The following is a 17,315-nucleotide window of genomic DNA, read 5'->3' as shown; positions in this document are numbered from 1 at the left end:
ACCCCGTCACCCGGGCCCGGCCACCGGCACATCGTTCTGCTGGAGTCCCTGCGCAACCGCGACGGCCTCGACCTGGACGCCTACTGGATCCCCACGCAGGAAGCCGTGGAAGGCATCGAGGGCTTCGACGCGGTCTGGATGCTGCCCGGCAGCCCTTACCGCAGTGAGTCGGGGGCGCTCGCGGCCATCCGTACCGCCCGTGAGGAGGGCATCCCATTTCTGGGCACCTGTGGGGGCTTCCAGCACGTCTTGCTCGAGTACGCCCGCCATGTGTGCGGCCTGGCCGGTGCCGGTCACACCGAGAACGCGCCGCAGACCGCCGCCGAAGACGCGGTGGTGGTCCCGCTGGCCTGCTCGCTGGTCGGCCACGAGGGTGCAATCAGGCTCACCGACGGCTCATGGGCCGCCCGGCTCCTGGGCGCCGAACGCACGGTGGAGCGCTACTACTGCAACTACGGCCCCAACCCGCGCCACCTGGACCTGCTGCGTTCGCACGGTCTGCACTTCACGGGCGTCGACGATGCGGGCGAGGTCCGTATCGCCGAACTCCCGGCACACCCGTTCTTTCTGGCCACCCTCTTCCAGCCCGAGCTGTTCGGCGACGGCACCCGGCCCCACCCCTTGATCACAGAACTGGCAGAAGCCGCCGCCCGTCACGCGAAAGGCTCGCTCTGATGCAGGTCCAGGACGACACCCCTCGGAGCTGGAGGACTCGCGTGGCGGTCGCGGTGGCCGCGTGTGTACGAGCGTGCACGGTCCCCGATGCCCATGCCGCCAGCCCGCTCGCGCCGGTGCCGGACGCCGCACCGACCGCGATCCGCACCGACATGTCGAAGACACACCTGGGCGTGCCCCCGCACTATTCGCACGTCACGTCCGGGGGCTCGTAGTGGGTCGTCCAGCCGCGGCGGATGTCCCAGGTGCCACCGTCGGCGGAGGCTCCCCGTAGACCGTGGACGGTGTCGGCGCCGGCGAGCTCGACGAGCCGCGGGGTGCCGAGCGAGGCGAATCCGAAGGTGCGGGCCGGATGCCAGTCGGTGGACCGACGAAGGCGCCGGGCGAGCTGCGCCACTCCGAGCGGCGCGCCTGCCAGCACCCACGCGTCCGGGGCCTGGGCGGTCAGCCGCCGGGCGGGACGCAGCCACGAGGCGGCGTCCTCGGGCCAGTCGACGACAGCGAGCACATCCCTGTGCAGAGCCTGCCACACGCGGATGAAGGCCTGGGCGGCCGTACGGGACTCGGCGTCGCGCCCGTGCCCGACGGCAACGGACCGGATACGCGAGCGGGGCTCGGTCAGCAGGCCGATCAATGCGGCCAGCTCCGCTTCCGTGTGGGCATTCGGTGCCGGGTTGTCGGCGACAGGGTTGCGGAGCTTGGGTGACCTGCTCCGCGCGGCATCTTGGATCAGGCTCATGGGGTGTCCCCGGGGCTCTGCTCCTGCCTCTCGTTCCCGTGCCCTGCCCAATTCTCTCTCCAGTTCTCTTTCCAGATCTCTTTCCAGATCTCTTTCCAGACCTCTTTCCAGATCTCTTTCCAGATCTCTTTCCAGCGGGCGTACGCCTCCGGCAGGCACACCGCGCACGGTCGGTGTCCGGCCTCGACGGCAGTGGTCTCGTCGGCGAAGAACACGCGCTGGGACACGTAGTGGCCGCGGGCTGTCGCCCTCGGCGCGGAGGGACAGTCCAGCCGCCCGTACAACCGGCCCCGCCGGTGTCCGCCGAGTGTGCCCGGCGTGGTGCTGCGGCAGGGCTCGCCGTCGGGGCCGAGCAGTGTGCGGATGCGCTGACCGGCTTCTTGGCGGGCGTCGGTGCGGTCGTTCATTTGGCCTCGTGGAAGACGAGGCCGAGGGTGCGGCGCCGGCCTGAGCGGACGGTGCTGACACCATGCCGCATGGGCGCGGTCGACCAGCCGCGCTTGGAAGCGACCGGCCGGTCGCGGGTGGTGAAGACCAGCCCGTGTCCCTGGAGAAGGACGGTGGCCGATCCCCGGGACTGGGCGCGGGGGCGCTGCTCGGTCATGAGGAAATCGCCACCGGTGTAGTCGGTGCCCGGCGCGTCGAGTCCGATGACGACCTGGAGCGGGAAGAGCATGTCGCCGAAGACGTCGCGGTGCAGGGCGTTCCAGTCTCCGGCGCCGTAACGCAGAAGGATCTGGGCGGACTTGGACTGCCCGGCCTCATGACACATACCGAGCCATTCCTCCAACTTGTCCGGCCACGGGGCGGACTTACCCAATCTTTCGGCCCAGGCACGGGCGATCGGCAACAAATGCGGGTAGAAAGCCTCGCGCAACTCCCGTACCACCTCGGGCAGATCGTGGGTGAAGTAGCGGTACTGGCCGGATCCGAATCGGTGGCGAGCCATGTCGACGGTGGTGCGGAAGCGTTCGTTCTCGTCGTACAGCCCGGCGAGCTCGCGGCACCGGTCGGAGGTGAGAAGCGGCCCGGTCAGCGCGCTGCCGTATTCGTCGACCTCGTCGGTGAGCGCGGCCCAATCGGTGGCATCGACCAGGTCGCTCACGGTTCCGGCCGGGCGTGTTGTGTCGATCACGGGTCTGGTCCCTCAGCATGTGGTTGGTAACGGGCAGAGTCGTGGGCGTCGCCGCGGCCCTGGTGGAAGTGCCGGGCTGCGTGGCCCCGTACGGCGTGCCGGAACCTGGGGATGGATTCAGCGGGCGTTGTGGAAGATGAGGCCCAAGGTGTTGCGTCGCCCGGATTCAACGGTTCCGGTGCCGTGCCGTACGGGGTGCCGGCGGTAGCCGTTCTTGCCGCGCACCGGCCGATGGCGGACCGGGAAGATCATCCCTTGGCCCAGCTCCGGCCTGACGACAACGGCCTTCGACTGGAAGCGGGGGCGCTGTTCGACGAAGACGTTCTCCCCGCCCGTGAAGTCCTCACCCGGCCGGTTCAGCATGATCGCAATCTGGAGCGGGAACACAATGTCGCCGTAGATGTCCTGATGCAGGCAGGCGTAGTCCCCCTCCCTGTAGGAAAGGAGCAGCGGAGTCGGGCGGTTCTGGCCATTGGCCGCGCACTCCTCGACGAGCTCCGCAAGCGTGTGGGGGAAGGTGCGTTCACCCAGCATCGGCGCCCATTGGTTGGCCATCCACGCCATCGGCGGGTAGAGGCTCTCGCGCAGCGCCTGCACCAGTGGGGGGAGTGGGTTCGCGTAGTACTTGTAGGTGCCGCGTCCGAAGTTGTAGCGCTGCATCACCACCGTGCTGCGGAACATTCCGTCGTCGTCGAACGTGCCGATGAGCTCCTCACACAGCTCGCGGCTGAGCAGGGGCGGTGTGAGCGCCACGCCGCGATCGTTCAACTGCCCATACATTGCAGGCCAGTCCAGCTCACTCAACGCGGGGAGGTCTTTATTGCACGGAACGTGCGGTGCGTCACCGATCCGGGGTTTCTCTCCGAACAGAGGCGGGGCGACGGCGGAGTGGTTCATGATGTGTTCCTCGGTGGTGTGTTGTCGTCGCAGCGGTCAGGGCCCGGCCGACACCTGTCGACCACTCGGGTGCGTGCGGCTTCGCAGCCTGCGCACTGTCGCGGCATCGCGGTCGAAGCCCTCGATGATCAATGCTGACTGCCCCCGGACAGCAAATCTGGCGCTATTCGGACATTGCGCTACGGGTCGTGTGCTGCGAGCAGCCCGAGGAAGCTGTCCACCGCGTCAACGGACCGGGTGAACGATCGAAACGGCTCAGAACCCCAGCATCGACTTGTCGAGCACGCCGCCCACCGCACCGTAGAAGCTGCATTTGATGGAGTGCCCGGATCTTCTTCGGAACACAAAGCCTGTGAGGAACAAGGCCACGAAGAGTGTCCCGACCGGCCGGACGGGCTCAGGCCCTGGCAGGCCGCCATTCGGAGGCAGCGGGCCGGCAGGAGGGCGAACCGGTGGGGAGCCGCTCTCGCGGCAGTCGCACAGACCGGTCGGGCGAGGGTCTCAGCCTCCTCTCAGCGGGCACCGTACAGGCTGGAAGAACAGTCCCCCCGGACCACCGGGCGTCCTTCACACCGAGCCGAGGAGGAGGTTTCTCTATGGCCTCCCACACCGTGGACCCGCCTGTCGTTCCGGCTGGAGACTTCACCGACCCGAACGCGACAAACACGGCCCGTCGGCTGCACCACTTCTTTGAAGGCGCCTGTGACCGCACACCATGGGCCGTCGCCCTGGAATGCGAGGAGCAGCATCTGACGTACGCCGATCTCGACGCACGATCCAACCAGGTGGCCCACTACCTGCGCCGCGTGGGCGTCGGTACGGGTACTCGCGTGGCTCTCCTGCTCCCGCGGTCTGTGGGCATGTACGTGTCGCTCCTGGGCGTGTGCAAGGCCGGGGCAGCGTTCGTACCGCTCGACCCCGCGTCCCCACCCGAACGCATCGCGTACATCCTGGGCGACGCAGGCGCCGGCGTCCTGCTGACCACGGGCGATCTGATGCCGCCCACCGGGCATGCGGAGACGGAGGAGCCGGGAGCGTGCCGGATGATCCGGACCGACGCCTGGGCGAGTGAACTCACTTGTCTTCCCACGACGCGGCCGCCTGCCGACACGTCCGCCGCGGGCCGGTACGAAAACGATCCCACCGCGTACATCATGTACACCTCGGGCTCCAGCGGCAGGCCCAAGGGCGTGGAGATCGCCCAATCGAGCATTTGCAACTTCCTCGGTGTCGTGACTCCCGTTTACGCCGTACGCCCCGATGACCGGGTATTCCAGGGCATGACCATCTCGTTCGACTTCTCCCTCGAAGAGATCTGGCCGACCTGGACGGCAGGCGCCACGCTCGTCGCCGGGCCGAGCGGCCCCGCGCGGCTCGGCGACGAGCTCGCCGACTTTCTGGAGACGCATCGCGTCACGGTGCTGTACTGCGTGCCGACGCTGCTGGCGACGATCCCGCGCGAGCTGCCGCAGGTTCGCAGCGTCGTCGTGGGCGGCGAGGCGTGCCCGCAGAGGCTCGTCGAGCGGTGGAGCAGGCCGGGACGCCGCATCCTCAACACGTACGGACCGACAGAGGCCACCGTCACGGCGACCTGGCAGGAACTGCGTGCAAACCGGCCCGTCACCATCGGACGGCCTCTGCCGACGTACTCGGTGGCACTTCTCGACGAACAGCGGCGGCCCGTGCCCCACGGTTCGGCCGGCGAGATATGCCTGGGCGGTCCAGGCCTGGCCCGCGGTTACGTGGGCCGGCCGGACCTGACCGCCGACCGTTTCATCGAGCACCCGCTGGGTCCCCGGGGCGGCCGGCTCTACCGCACCGGTGACCTCGGCCGGATGACCGTCGACGGGGAGATCGAGTACCTGGGCCGGGCCGACGCCGAGGTGAAGATCCGGGGATACAGGGTGGCACTCGGTGAGATCGAAAACGTGCTGCTGGAGGACCCTGGCGTAGCTCAAGCGGTCACCACGCTCGTCGCGGCGCCGGACGCGGGCAGGATTCCGCAGACCCGGGACGACCCGGATCCGGCCGGGCACAGCGAGACCGGGAGCAGCGAGGTGCTCGCCGCCTACGTCGTCCGTGCCACAGACTCTTCCGGCCCGGACGCCGCCTCCGACAACGACCTCTCAGACCGTCTGCACGAGCACCTGCAACGTACTCTGCCCGCCTACATGGTGCCGTCCTTCCTCGACATCCTCGACCGCCTTCCCGCTATGCCGAGCGGCAAGGTCGACCGCCGGCTGCTGCCCGCTCCGACCGGCCGGCGACTCATGGGGATCGGCCGCGTGGTACCCGCCCGCGGTGAGTTGGAGACGCGGGTCCGGGACACCTGGGCACAGGTGCTCGGCCTCGCTCCCGACGAATTGTCGGCCGAGGCGAATTTCTTCACCGAGCTCGGCGGCCACTCGTTGCTCGCCGCCCGGGTCGTATCGCTGTTGCGCGGCCGCGACAACGGAACCGGCCCGACTCTGCGTGACCTGTACGAGCACCCGACCGTGCAAGAGTTCGCAGAGCGGATACGCGCCTCGGCGGCCACCATGGGCACCAGCCCGCCCCGCCCATTCATCCGTCACAGCCGCGGCCGGATCGCGCTCGCCGGACTGGCCCAGGCGGGGGCCCTCTACGTTGTGCTCCTTCTGTTGACGCTGCCTGTGGCCATCTCATACGCCGCACGCCACGGCCAGGTCTCGGGCGGGGGGGTCGTGCAGCTGACGATCGCCGTCGTGGCCGGTTACCTGGCGGTACGCTGGATCCTTCCTCTCGCTCTGGCGCGCCCGCTGGAGAACGGCATCGCACCTGGTCGCTACCCACTGTGGGGGCTGACCTATCTGCGCCTGTGGGTGCTGAACCTGCTGCTGGAGATCAGCCCGTTGCGGGTACTCAGCGGCTCTCCCATGATGGCTCCCTACCTTCGGCTGCTCGGTGCACGCGTCGGGGCCCGCACCACGATCGCTACCGGCATGATCGGTCTGCCGGCTCTGCTGAGGATCGGCAGCGACGCGGCGGTCGGCTATGGCGTTTCGCTTCGCCCCTGGCAGGTCGCGGACGGATGGGTCACCGTCGCTCCGATCACGGTTGGCGAGCGGGCCTTCGTCGGTGCCAACGCGGTGCTTGAACCCGGTGCGTGCATGGGGCCGGGGTCCGCGCTCGGCGAGCAGTCCGTGTTCGGCCAGGACGCGTCGATGGCTGCCGGAGCGCGCTGGACCGGATCACCGGCGCGCCGGGTCGGGGCCCTCGCCCCGGTCATCGAGACAATGCTGCGCACACGCGGCGTTGCAGATGAGTGGCGGCCGCGACATCTGCTTGCGGCGCTGCTCGGCCTGGTGTTCTTGGAACTGGCTCCTCTGCTGACCGTCCTGCCCACCATCGCGTTGTTCTGGTTCGCATGGCTGCGCTGGGGTGCGGGCTCGGGGCCGGCCGCCACCGCGCTGTCCGGCCCGGTCTTCGTGGGTACGGTGTGCTTGGTGGTGGCCGCCGGCAAGCGCGTGGTTCTGCCTGAGGTGCCCGTGGGCATCCACTCGGCGCGCTCCTCGCTCGGCGTGCGCAAATGGGTCGTGGACAAGCTGATGGAGTACAGCCTCACTTTCACCAACGCCCTCTACGCCACCCTCTACACCGTGCCGTGGCTGCGGCTGCTCGGCGCGCGCGTGGGCCAGGGTGCCGAGGTTTCCACCGTCGCGTACGTCGATCCGGGCCTGCTGACCCTCAAAGAGAAAAGCTTCGTCGCGGACAACGCGAGCATCGGTGCCGCTGTCTTCGCGGCAGGCCAGGTGGCCATGGGACCCACCACGGTGGGCAGCCGGGCGTTCGTCGGCAATGCGGCGCTGGTGGCGGCCGGCACGGAGCTGGGTGCGAGCTCCCTGGTCGGCGTGGGTACGGTCCCGCCACCCGAGGGTGTGCCCGACGGCACTACATGGCTCGGCTCCCCCGCATTGCGGCTGCCGGTGCGCCAGAGCAGCGGTTCGTATCCGGAGGAGCTGACGTACCGACCGACCCGCAGGGCGGTGCTCGTTCGTCTGGGTATCGAGTTCTTCCGCGTCACCATGCCCGCCTCGGTTCTGGCGACCAGTGCCTACCTGTACCTGCTGGCACTGTCCGGCCTCGCCCGCGGCGCCGGCCCGCTGGTCCCGGTACTGGTCTCGCCCTTCCTGGCCATCGGCGCGGCGTTCGCGGCCATCGCATACTGCATGGTGGCCAAGCTCGTCGTCATCGGAAGGTACCGGCCGCGTGTCGAGCCGCTGTGGAGTTTGTTCGTACGGCGTACGGAGTTCGTCACCGGCCTTTTCGAGGCGGCCGCGGTCCCGGCGGGGGTGGGTGTGCTGGTAGGGACTCCGTTCCTGCCGGTGGTACTCCGAATGTTCGGTGCCCACATCGGCCGACGTACCTGGATCGGCACCACCTTCCTCACCGAGTTCGATCTGGTGGAGGTGGGCGACGACGTCGCGGTCGACAGGAACGTCTCCCTACAGACACATTTGTTCGAAGATCGTGTCATGAAGATGTCGACGGTGACTGTTCGGTCCGGTGCGGATATCGGCACCCGGGCCATCGTGCTGTACGACGCGGTAGTGGGCGAGCGTGTCGGGCTTGGGGCGTTGTCCCTGGTCATGAAGGGGGAACACCTGCCGCTGGGGACGAACTGGCGAGGGCTTCCCGCCGAAGGAGTGACAAGCCGTCCCCGACCGGTTCGGGGGGACCGGTCGGGGACGACTGCGGTGCGCGACGCATGAGCACAACGCGCCGGTGAGGAGGAAGACATGATTCAGGCCGAGACGCCCGAACCCCGCCGCCTCGCGCTCGTCTACCGGGGACCGGCATCGCTGCCCGGTTGCCCGGAGGCGGTCGCGGACCTGCTCGCCGCCGGGCCGTGGGAACTGGATGTCCGCTTCGCCGGTCCGCGCGAGACCCTGAAGCTGTCGGCCGGATCGCTGTCCAGGGCCCTTGTCTATGCCCAGCCGGGTGGCGGCTCGCTCCGTCCCGCCTACCGAAAGCTGAGGAAGCAACGTGACGCGATCCGTGACTTCGTCCGCGGCGGCGGGCGCTACCTGGGCTTCTGCCTGGGCGCCTACCTGGCAGGGGCCACCCCGGGATTCGCTCTGCTGCCCGGCGACACCGACCAGTACATCCGCTCACCGGGGTGCACAGTCCACGACACCGGCAACACGCTGGTCGGGGTGATGTGGCGCGGACGGCCCCGCACTGTCTTCTTCCAGGACGGACCGTACTTCGCGCTCGACGCAGGCGCGGACGCGACTGTCCTGGCCACCTACACCAATGGCGCGACCGCCGCGGTCGTGACCCGGTTCGGTGCCGGCCGCGTGGGAGTCACCGGACCACACCCGGAGGCCGGCGACGACTGGTACACCGACAACCGCCTCCCGCTCCACCACACCCGGGACCTCGCTGTGGACCTCGTGAATGCGGTGATGGAGAGATGACTGCGGTGCCCGCACCGACGAGTCCCGATTCGACGATCGCGGTGCGACTGTGGCTCGTCCCGGCGGGCGGACGGGACACACTCCAGGAGGCATCGTCCGTCCTGGACGCCGGCCAGAAGCGGCGGGCGCCGGCCTTTCGTCGAGCGCGCGACCGCAGCAGGTACATGGGCGCACACACTCCTGCGCCGAATCCTCGGGGCTCAGGGGCGTAGCCCCCCCGGGAGGTGCTCCTCACCCGCGAACGGTGCCCGATATGCGGCGGCCCGCACGGCCGCCCTGCGGTAGCGAACGGCGCGGTGCACTTCTCGCCGGCCTACAGCGGGGATCTCTGCCTCGTCGCAGTGGCGAACACGACCGTGGGCGTTGGCATGGAACAGACCCGAACAGGCAACAAGGCTCGGTTCGGACCTTCATCCGAGGAAGGCCTCGGAGCTCTTGGCTCTGCCCGCACAGAGCCGGCCCCTGGCCTTCGCTCGCGCCTGGGTACGCAAGGAGGCATACCTCAAGGGGCTCGGCACAGGTCTGACACGCGGGTTGTCCGTCGACGAGGTCGGAACAGGGCCCGTCCTCACCCAGAGCTCGCCGGGCTGGCTGATCGCCTACATCGCCCCTGGCAGAAGCCGCGTCGCGGCGATCGCCGTCCGTCGCCGCCGACTGCGCACGGCGGCCGGCCGGGGAACCCGGCCGGCCGCCGTGCGATTGTCACCAAGGAGCAGTCGGTGGCTCCGGCTCTTACCCGCCGACCGGGTGGTCGGCGACACGGGACGTGCGGATCAGGCGCTCACGCGCATCCTCAATCTCCCTCTCCCGGTCATCTGCGGACCGCCTGCCGTCATCCGGCCTCCTGTCCCTGCGCTCCCGCTCGTCACCACGCCGCGCCTGCGCTCGCACCGTGTCGATCCCGCGTGCATCACGCTCGCCTCGCCGGACCTCATCCCTGTCCCGGCGCCGGTCTCGACTGTCTGTCATGGTTCCTCTCCCTCCTCACTTGCTTGAGGCCTCCAGCGTGTGCTGCGGGCACTGAGAGGACCCTGAGAACCCGCGACGCTCTCAGCGCCTTCTCAGGGGACAGTCCGTCCGGTGCGGCACTAGGGTGGATGGAGAGGCTGCCATGCGGATGCTGATCATCGAGGACGAGCGTGGACTTGCCGCGGCGATCGCCGACGGACTCGCTTCTGAGGGCTTCGTCGCCGACGCCGCATATGACGGTGTGGACGGGCTCTGGCGGGCCCTCCACGAGCCGCACGATGTCATCGTGCTGGACATCATGCTGCCCGGCCTGTCGGGGTACGAGGTCCTCAAGCGAATGCGGGCAGCGAACGTGTGGACCCCTGTGCTGATGCTCACGGCGAAGGACGGAGAGTACGACGAGGCCGACGCCCTGGACCTCGGCGCCGACGACTACCTGAGCAAGCCGTTCTCGTACGTGGTACTTGTGGCCCATCTGCGGGCGCTTCTGCGCCGAGGGGCCCCACCTCGGCCCGCGGTGCTCGCGGTCAACGACCTCACCCTGGACCCCGCCCGTCGGCGGTGCCGTCGCGGGAGCCATGAGATCGACCTGACCGCACGGGAGTTCACCCTCCTGGAATACCTGCTCCGGCGTGCCGGCCAAGTGGTCAGCAAGACAGAGATCCTCACACACGTGTGGGACGAGAACTTCGACGGCGACACCAACATCGTCGAGGTCTACGTCGGTTACCTGCGGCGCAAAATCGACGCCCCATTCGACCGCCAGACCATCGAGACCGTCCGCGGAGCGGGCTACCGGCTGCGGAGCTGAGGAGGACAGCGGATGCACGTCGTCATCCGGGCTTGGTGGTCCCGCCGGTCGCTGCAACTGCGGCTGACCGTTGCGGCCGCCCTCATGATCGCGTTGGGACTGGCCGGTGCCGCTGTGCTGCTCGTTCTGTGGCTGCATTCAAGTCTCATCAGCGAGCTCGACCAGACCACCCTGCAGGATGCCCAGGTCGTCGCAGCAACCCTTGAGGCCGAACCGCGCGGCACCGTACTGCACAACACCTTCCACGGCGAAGCCGCTGTCCAAGTGGTCGACGCGAAGGGAACAGTGCGGGCCAGCTCGGCGAATCTGCGCAGCAAACCCCGGTTGTTCGACTTCCCGCCGAACGCATCCGGTACCCCACACCCCCGCACCGTCCACGACATCCCAGTGGGCGAAAGCGGTGGCTGGCGTGCTGTGGCCGTCCCGGCCGGTACCCGTCACGACCCGATGACCGTGTACGTCGCCATGTCCACAGAGGGCATCGACCATGGCCTGGCCAAGCTGACGTTCGGCCTCGCCACCACCGTGCCATCGACCGTGGCCCTGCTCACCGGTGTCGTATGGCTGCTCACCGGGCGCGCGTTGCGCCCCGTGGACTCCCTGCGAACCCAGACCGCTGAGATCACCGCCTCGGACCTGGGGCGCCGACTCGACGTGCCCCCCGCCGAGGACGCTCTGGGCCGGCTCGCGAAGACCTTCAACGACCTGCTTGCCCGCCTGGAGGCTTCGACGCGGCGGCAGCGCGGTTTCGTCGCCGACGCCGCCCACGAACTGCGCAGCCCCCTGAGCACCTTGCACACACGCCTGGAGGTCGCGGTCAGCCATCCTGAAACCGCTGACTGGCGATCACTCGCCCCCGCCCTGCTCGAGGAGACCGAACGGCTTTCCCGGCTCGTCGACGATCTTGTACAGCTGGCCCGCCTCGACGCCCGTCCCCGTCTGCGCAAACGCCCGGTCGACCTGGAAGAGATCGTCTTCACCGAGGTGGGCGAGGCCCGCCAGCGCACTTCTCTCATCATCGACCAGCGCGCCGTCAGCGCCGCACGCGTCCACGGTGACAGGGATGCCCTCGCCCGCGTGGTACGGAACCTGCTGGACAACGCCCTTCGCCATGCCGCCACCCGCATCGACATCCGCCTTTATGTCCTGGACGGCGCCGCAAACCTGTTCGTAACCGACGACGGGCCCGGCATCCCTGCCGCCGACCGGCAACGCGTCTTCGAGCGCTTCACTCGACTCGACCACGCGCGCGCACGGGACACAGGCGGCAGCGGCCTGGGGCTGGCCATCGTCCGCGACATCATCACCGCCCACCACGGCAGCGTCCACATCGAGACCAACCACCCAGGTGCTACCAACCACCCAGGCGCTCGGATCGTCGTGCGGATTCCCGTCGGCGATCGATAGCGGCCGAGTAGGTGGCGCGCTGGCCACTCACTACGACGCCGGCCACTCACTACGACAAGACCGCCACCATCTACCTGGCGGCATTCCTCCTCGTGGCATCGTCATCTGGCCCGAAAGATGATGCGAAGGAAACGGCCTGGACGTCCGGCCCCGCCACGTTGCGGCCTGCCAGTCGGTCGGCCAGGGACTCGGCGGCGTCGGGACCTACGGACCCGCACCTCCGGTGGCCCAGGGCAAGGGCACGCTCGACGAGACGCGCCCTCGCGCTCACGTAGTCGGCGCCGGCATAGGACACCCGCCGGCCATCCGCGTCATCGCGGCGGCCCACGCAGACGAACGGACAGTCCTCCGCAACCAGTCGGCCGAGCTCTGTGGCCGGCACCTCACGGCCGAGCAGCAGGCAACCGTCGGCCACCCGCAAGCGGTTGTTCTCGTGGAAGATCCGCCGCCTCCCGTCACATACCGGCGCGCTGGTGAACAGCAGCAGATCGCAGCCGTCGCGCTCGGCGCTCTCCTCGATGCCACGCAGGAACGGGTGGCAGAAGTCGGCACTGCTGTTGGGGAAGGCGGGTTCGTAGGTGAAGACACCGATGATCCGGTTGAGCTGCTTGAGCATCCGGCGGGCCAGCGGGTCCGAGGCGTAACCCGTCTCGCGAATGACGCGGAGCACGCGCTCTCGCGTCTCGGACGCGATGCGCGTCGCGGCGTCGAGGCGGTTGTTCAGCACCAGGCAGCACGCCAAGAGCACCGCAGTCCCGGGGACTTGCGCGATCGACCGCGTCAACCTACGGCACCCCGGCCAGGTCCTGCTGTCAACCTCCCGAAGTACCCCGCGTCGCGCGGCAACGCCAGCTGCGGGATCTGACACACGTATGACCCGGCATCGCGATCCCCGGGCAGCACTCCTGCGGGACCGACCTCGTCATCGATTTCGTGTCGTTGTCGCGCCATGCCGTCCTGTTCACATTCCACCTCGGCGGCGAGCGTGACCGAGGAGGGCGCCGATGACGGAACGGCAGTCCTACCAGTAATGCCGTCGGCCTCCCACCGCATGCCCGACGGCACCCAGGATCCAGAGGACGATGCCGATCACGACGAGTACAACACCGATCGTCCAAAGGATCGAGATACCTGCCACCAGGCCGATGACCAGCAGAATGACACCGAGGATGATCATGACGACCTCCAACCTCACATCTTCTCCCAGTATGCGCCTGACTCCTTCGCGGGGTGATACAGGCCGTGCAAGGAGCATCACCTCCGCCCGCGTAGGCACCGCTCGAATGGCCCAAGGCGCGAACGTGGAACACGATGAGGAGGCGGGGACTTTCCTTTTTTCTGCCTGCCACCGTAGGCCGGGGCAGGAAAGTGTCCGGCAGCGTCATCTCACCGGTCACGGACTGCACGCCCGCAAACGACTCCCGTGAGCGGAATCCTTGACCGCTGTGCCGCGGAGCGCTTCTACGAGGAGCATGTCGAAGCCGCCGCCGATCACAGCAGGCAGTGGTGCTGCGCGACGTCATCGTCGGCGACGACAGCCGCGGGTGGATGGCCGGTGGCTCCGCCCGTAGGGGTGACTTCCTGCGCATGTCGCCGCGGGAGCCCAAAAGGACGCGGCCCAGGCTGGTACCAGCAGGGAATGCCCAGGCCATCGCATCCGCAGCCCGACAACACGGACCCCGGCGTACCGTCCGAAGGACGACGGCACCGGATCCGCACCGCGTCACGTCAGGCGCTGCGCGGCATCACCCGCCCTGCGAACCGGATCCCGGGCGCGCAAGATGCGCCGCCCGGCCCGCGGTACGAGCCACGCGTGAACCCCACGCTGCAGACGGCCGCTGCCTACGCCTGGCGAATCCTCGTCGTGGGAGCCGTCGTGTACGCCGTCTTCTCAGCACTGGGACGGTTCCACGAGGTAGCGGTAGCCGTCTTCCTCGGCCTGGTCGGCACCGCGATGTTGCGCCCGGTGGCGGATCTCCTGGCTCGTCCGATGCCGCGGCCGCTCGCTGTCGCTGTCGCGCTCGTCGGCAGTATCGTCCTCGTCCTCGGCGTTCTGACCCTCATCGGCGAGGTAGTCGCCGCAGAACACGCCGGGCTGGAGCGGGAGTTCGGCGACGGCCTGATCAGGATCGAACACTGGCTGGAGGGGCCACCGTTCCGGCTGAACCCCAAGACGCTCGACGACATGCAGTCCCGGATCGGGCAGTTCCTGTCCAGCCATCGCTCCACCCTCATCAGCACGGCCCTCAGTGGCGTGGGCCGGCTGGTGGAGGTGGTCACCGTGTTCGCTCTCGCATTGTTCTGCTCGGTCTTCTTCATTCACTCGGGCGACCAGCAGTGGGACTGGTTCTGCGACCAGCTTCCGGAGACGGCCCGGGCCCGGGTGACGGTCGCGGGCCGTGCGGCGTGGCGGACGTTCACCGGATACACACACGGCATCGTCCTGGTGGCGGCGACCAACGCAGTACTCGTCGGACTGGCCCTGTTCGCACTCGGAGTGCCGCTGGCCCTTCCCCTGGCGCTGCTGGAGTTCTTCGCCGCCTTCATTCCGTTGATCGGCTCACCGGTCGCCCTCGCGGTCGCCGCCGTGGTGGCTCTGGCGGCGAAAGGCCCGATCGTGGCGGCCGTCGTCATCGCGCTGATCGTGGTCATCGGCCAGATCGAGGGCCATCTTCTGCACCCGATCGTGATGAGCTGGGCCGTCCGCCTGCACCCGGTGGTGGTCGCACTCGCGGTGATCGGCGGCGCCATCGCTGCGGGGGTGCTGGGCGCGGTGGTGGCAGTACCGCTCGTGTCCGTCGTCTGGTCGGCTCATCAGGCCCTGCGCCAGGCACGCGAATCCGCGCAGGCGAAGGATTGAGGGATGCGCGGGGGCGGAAGCGGGACAGGAGCCAGGCACCGGGGTTCCCGGCCGGCCTGCCACGGGCACAGGCCGGAGGCCGAACTGCCGGTGCGGGTTCCGTCGTACCGCTGTTGCTGCCGCCCCCGGCGATCTCGGCCGCCTGGTCCGAGGCAGGCTCGCCCCGGCCCACCGGGTCCTGCCTCGAATCGGGCACAGCCACTGCGCGTCAACGGGGCGTCGTGTGCTGCCTCCTCACCTCCAGGCCCTTCGGCGCCTCGATGTGCGCCGTGCCGTCGGCGTCGACGGAGATGTCCAGCCGCCCGCCCGCCACATCGAGCCCCTCGACCTTCAGCGGCCGGTAAGCCTCCGCGAACCCGGGCGCGACCGTGAGCGTTCCGCCGGGGACATCGGCGGAGAGCCCCAGCACCGACTGGAGGACCATGACGGACGAGGCCGCCGCCCAGGCCTGCGGGCGGCAGGATGCCGGATAGGGGGATGGCCGGGCATCGGTCGCCGCTCCATGACCGGCGAACAATTCGGGAAGCCGCGCGTCGAAGGCCGCCGATGCGGTCAGCAGCCCCTCGGACAGGGACGCGGCCGCTTCCGGGAACCCGGCCCTGACCAGGCCGTGCACCGCGATCGCGGTGTCGTGCGGCCAGATGGAACCGATGTGATAGCCGTACGGGTTGTAGGCAACGGAGTCGCTGCTCAGCGTTCGCAGACCATGGCCCGAGTCGAGGTCGGGCGCGCTGAGCCTGGCGGCCAGCAGGGCGCTCTCCTCGTGGTTGAGCAGGCCCGTGCCCAGCAGGTGGCCGAAGCCCGAGGTGACCGAGTCCACCGGCTTCTTCTCACGGTCGAGCGCAACAGCCGGGTACGGCCCCCGCTCGTCCTCCACCCAGAAGTGGCTGCGGAAACGGTCCCGCAGCCGCTCGGCCCACTCCTCCCACCGGTCGGCGCCGGGGCGGCCGAAGGCACGCAGCAGGTCCGCACCGCCGCGGGCCGCCTCGTACGCGTACGCCTGGACCTCGCAGAGCGCGATCGGGGAAGCGGCGAAGCGTCCGTCGCGATACCGGATGGAGTCGCCCGAGTCCTTCCAGCCCTGGTTGGCCAGGCCCCGTCCGGTGTGGTCGATGTACTTCAGGAAGCCGTCCCCGTCCGCGTCGCCGTGGTCGCGCATCCAGGCGAGGGCGGACTCCGCGTGCGGCAGGAGCTGTTCGACCTGCTCGGGCGCGAGGCCCCAGCGCCAGGAGTCGTGCAGCAGGGTGATCCAGAGCGGGGTGGCATCGACCGTGCCGTAGTAGCAGGGGGGCAGGGCGAAGTTCTCGTTGAAGTTCTGGGTGGCACGGCGCACTTCGTGCAGGATCTTGCCTGGCTGCTCCTCGGTGTCCTGATCGGACTTCGTGCCCTGCCGGCGGGCGAGTGTGCGCAGCGTACCTGCGGCGAGATCGGTGCCCAGCGGCAGCAGCATGCGCGCCGCCCACAGGGAGTCGCGGCCGAAGAGGGTGAGGAACCACGGGGCTCCGGCGGCCAGGAACTGGTCGGTGGGCCTCTCCGGGTCGGTCAGCCGCAGCCGGTCGAGGTCGGCGGCCGACTGGCTCAGCCAGTGATCGAAGCGGCGGTCGGCGCTGCGCAGGACGGGCGTACGCCAGGGCAGGCTGTCGGCAGGTGGTGCGGGGAACTGGTCGCCGTCCTCATGCGCGGCGTCGCAGTGCAGTACGGCGGTCCATGACGCGCCGGGGGCGAGTTCGATGTCGTACGTCAGTGTTCCGGCGGCCGGGTCGACGGCGGCGGGCCGCGGGTAGCCGGTGAGCCGTACCGCGAAGGTGTCCCTGGACCAACCGAGTCCGCCCTCCGTGGCGTTGGCAAAGACCGGGCTCTGCGCGTGTCCGGACTTGACCCGCTCGATCGGGGCGAGGTCGGTACCGGCGGTGACGATCAACCGGACCCGGACATGCTGCCGTCCGGCGTTGGCGACTTCGAGGGTCTCCTCCAGGCGCCCGGGCGTGACGTGGCGGCGCCGGTGCAGGGTGACGGCCGGGTCCGGTGTCTCCTCGCCCAAGCCGCGCAGCACACCGCGAAAGGCGGCCCGGTCCGCGCCGTCGAGGGCTCCTCGGACAGGTGCGATCGCAATTCCGTCCGCCGCGACGGTCAGCCGGGCAAGGGCTCTGCTGTCGCCGTGGTAGAAGCCGTCCGCGGCGCCGTCGATCTGTCCGTCCGCCTGCGAGATCGCGAAGCTCGGAGCGTACAGCGTCACACAGGCGTCATGCAGGAACGGCTGGAGGCCTTCGGCCGACGGGCCGACCCCCGTATCGGAGTTCGTCATGTCGTGGGTCTTGACAGTTGTGTCCAACAGAGCAGAACCTCTCAGGCATTGGAGCGTTCCAAGAACCCTAACGACGACT

At 69.1% G+C, this 17,315-nt stretch carries 13 protein-coding genes and 1 pseudogene; 7 read left to right on the top strand and 7 right to left on the bottom strand.

Annotated elements, in window-relative coordinates; all coding sequences use genetic code 11:
* Positions 1-33: 33 nt before the first annotated feature.
* A pseudogene (locus tag ACIPEK_RS16240) lies at positions 34-675 on the top strand (hypothetical protein); the annotation flags it as partial.
* A gap of 184 nt (positions 676-859) precedes the next feature.
* Here ACIPEK_RS16240 and ACIPEK_RS16235 read toward each other — a convergent pair.
* The 4 genes from ACIPEK_RS16235 to ACIPEK_RS16220 all read right to left on the bottom strand — a co-directional run bounded on the left by ACIPEK_RS16235 (position 860) and on the right by ACIPEK_RS16220 (position 3,302).
* Complete coding sequence (locus ACIPEK_RS16235; protein ID WP_401996075.1) at positions 860-1,414, bottom strand: hypothetical protein; 555 nt, start codon at positions 1,412-1,414, stop codon at positions 860-862.
* Complete coding sequence (locus ACIPEK_RS16230; protein WP_401996072.1) at positions 1,411-1,821, bottom strand: DUF4816 domain-containing protein; 411 nt, start codon at positions 1,819-1,821, stop codon at positions 1,411-1,413. The genes ACIPEK_RS16235 and ACIPEK_RS16230 overlap by 4 nt, the downstream gene beginning before the upstream one ends.
* On the bottom strand, positions 1,818-2,549 hold the full coding sequence (locus ACIPEK_RS16225) for a 2OG-Fe(II) oxygenase (RefSeq protein ID WP_401996069.1): 732 nt from the start codon (positions 2,547-2,549) through the stop codon (positions 1,818-1,820). Before ACIPEK_RS16225 ends, ACIPEK_RS16230 begins: the two co-directional genes overlap by 4 nt.
* A 117-nt stretch (positions 2,550-2,666) precedes the next feature.
* The gene (locus ACIPEK_RS16220) at positions 2,667-3,302 is read right to left on the bottom strand and encodes a 2OG-Fe(II) oxygenase (RefSeq protein WP_401996066.1); all 636 of its coding nucleotides are present in this window, start codon (positions 3,300-3,302) and stop codon (positions 2,667-2,669) included.
* A 740-nt stretch (positions 3,303-4,042) separates the two neighbouring features.
* On the opposite strand from ACIPEK_RS16220, the gene ACIPEK_RS16215 reads away from it, so the two are divergent.
* The 5 genes from ACIPEK_RS16215 (at position 4,043) to ACIPEK_RS16195 (ending at position 12,071) form a co-directional block, all read left to right on the top strand.
* Complete coding sequence (locus ACIPEK_RS16215; protein ID WP_401996063.1) at positions 4,043-8,176, top strand: Pls/PosA family non-ribosomal peptide synthetase; 4,134 nt, start codon at positions 4,043-4,045, stop codon at positions 8,174-8,176.
* 27 nt (positions 8,177-8,203) lie between these two features.
* Positions 8,204-8,884, top strand: a complete 681-nt coding sequence (locus tag ACIPEK_RS16210) for a BPL-N domain-containing protein (RefSeq protein WP_401996060.1) — start codon at positions 8,204-8,206, stop codon at positions 8,882-8,884.
* 363 nt (positions 8,885-9,247) lie between these two features.
* The gene (locus ACIPEK_RS16205) at positions 9,248-9,880 is read left to right on the top strand and encodes a 4'-phosphopantetheinyl transferase superfamily protein (RefSeq protein WP_401996057.1); all 633 of its coding nucleotides are present in this window, start codon (positions 9,248-9,250) and stop codon (positions 9,878-9,880) included.
* 115 nt (positions 9,881-9,995) lie between these two features.
* A complete protein-coding gene (locus tag ACIPEK_RS16200) occupies positions 9,996-10,664 on the top strand; it encodes a winged helix-turn-helix domain-containing protein (RefSeq protein WP_401996054.1) in 669 nt (222 codons plus the stop codon).
* 12 nt (positions 10,665-10,676) lie between these two features.
* A complete protein-coding gene (locus tag ACIPEK_RS16195) occupies positions 10,677-12,071 on the top strand; it encodes an ATP-binding protein (protein WP_401996051.1) in 1,395 nt (464 codons plus the stop codon).
* 70 nt (positions 12,072-12,141) lie between these two features.
* Here the strand turns inward: ACIPEK_RS16195 and ACIPEK_RS16190 are convergent, their stop codons facing one another.
* Entirely contained in the window at positions 12,142-12,798 is a 657-nt protein-coding gene (locus tag ACIPEK_RS16190; protein WP_401996048.1) for a hypothetical protein, read from the bottom strand.
* Between the two features lie 294 nt (positions 12,799-13,092).
* The gene (locus ACIPEK_RS16185; protein ID WP_093899206.1) at positions 13,093-13,248 is read right to left on the bottom strand and encodes a DUF6131 family protein; all 156 of its coding nucleotides are present in this window, start codon (positions 13,246-13,248) and stop codon (positions 13,093-13,095) included.
* Positions 13,249-13,884: 636 nt separating this feature from the next.
* On the opposite strand from ACIPEK_RS16185, the gene ACIPEK_RS16180 reads away from it, so the two are divergent.
* Positions 13,885-14,931: an AI-2E family transporter gene (locus ACIPEK_RS16180; RefSeq protein WP_401996045.1), complete on the top strand. Its 1,047-nt coding sequence runs from the start codon at positions 13,885-13,887 to the stop codon at positions 14,929-14,931.
* 208 nt (positions 14,932-15,139) lie between these two features.
* Here the strand turns inward: ACIPEK_RS16180 and ACIPEK_RS16175 are convergent, their stop codons facing one another.
* The gene (locus ACIPEK_RS16175) at positions 15,140-17,263 is read right to left on the bottom strand and encodes a glycogen debranching N-terminal domain-containing protein (protein ID WP_401996042.1); all 2,124 of its coding nucleotides are present in this window, start codon (positions 17,261-17,263) and stop codon (positions 15,140-15,142) included.
* Positions 17,264-17,315: the final 52 nt, after the last annotated feature.

The organism is Streptomyces sp. NPDC088246, from assembly GCF_044741025.1.
In the GTDB taxonomy this organism is placed as follows: domain Bacteria; phylum Actinomycetota; class Actinomycetes; order Streptomycetales; family Streptomycetaceae; genus Streptomyces.
This window is presented reverse-complemented; position numbering and strand designations above follow the sequence as displayed.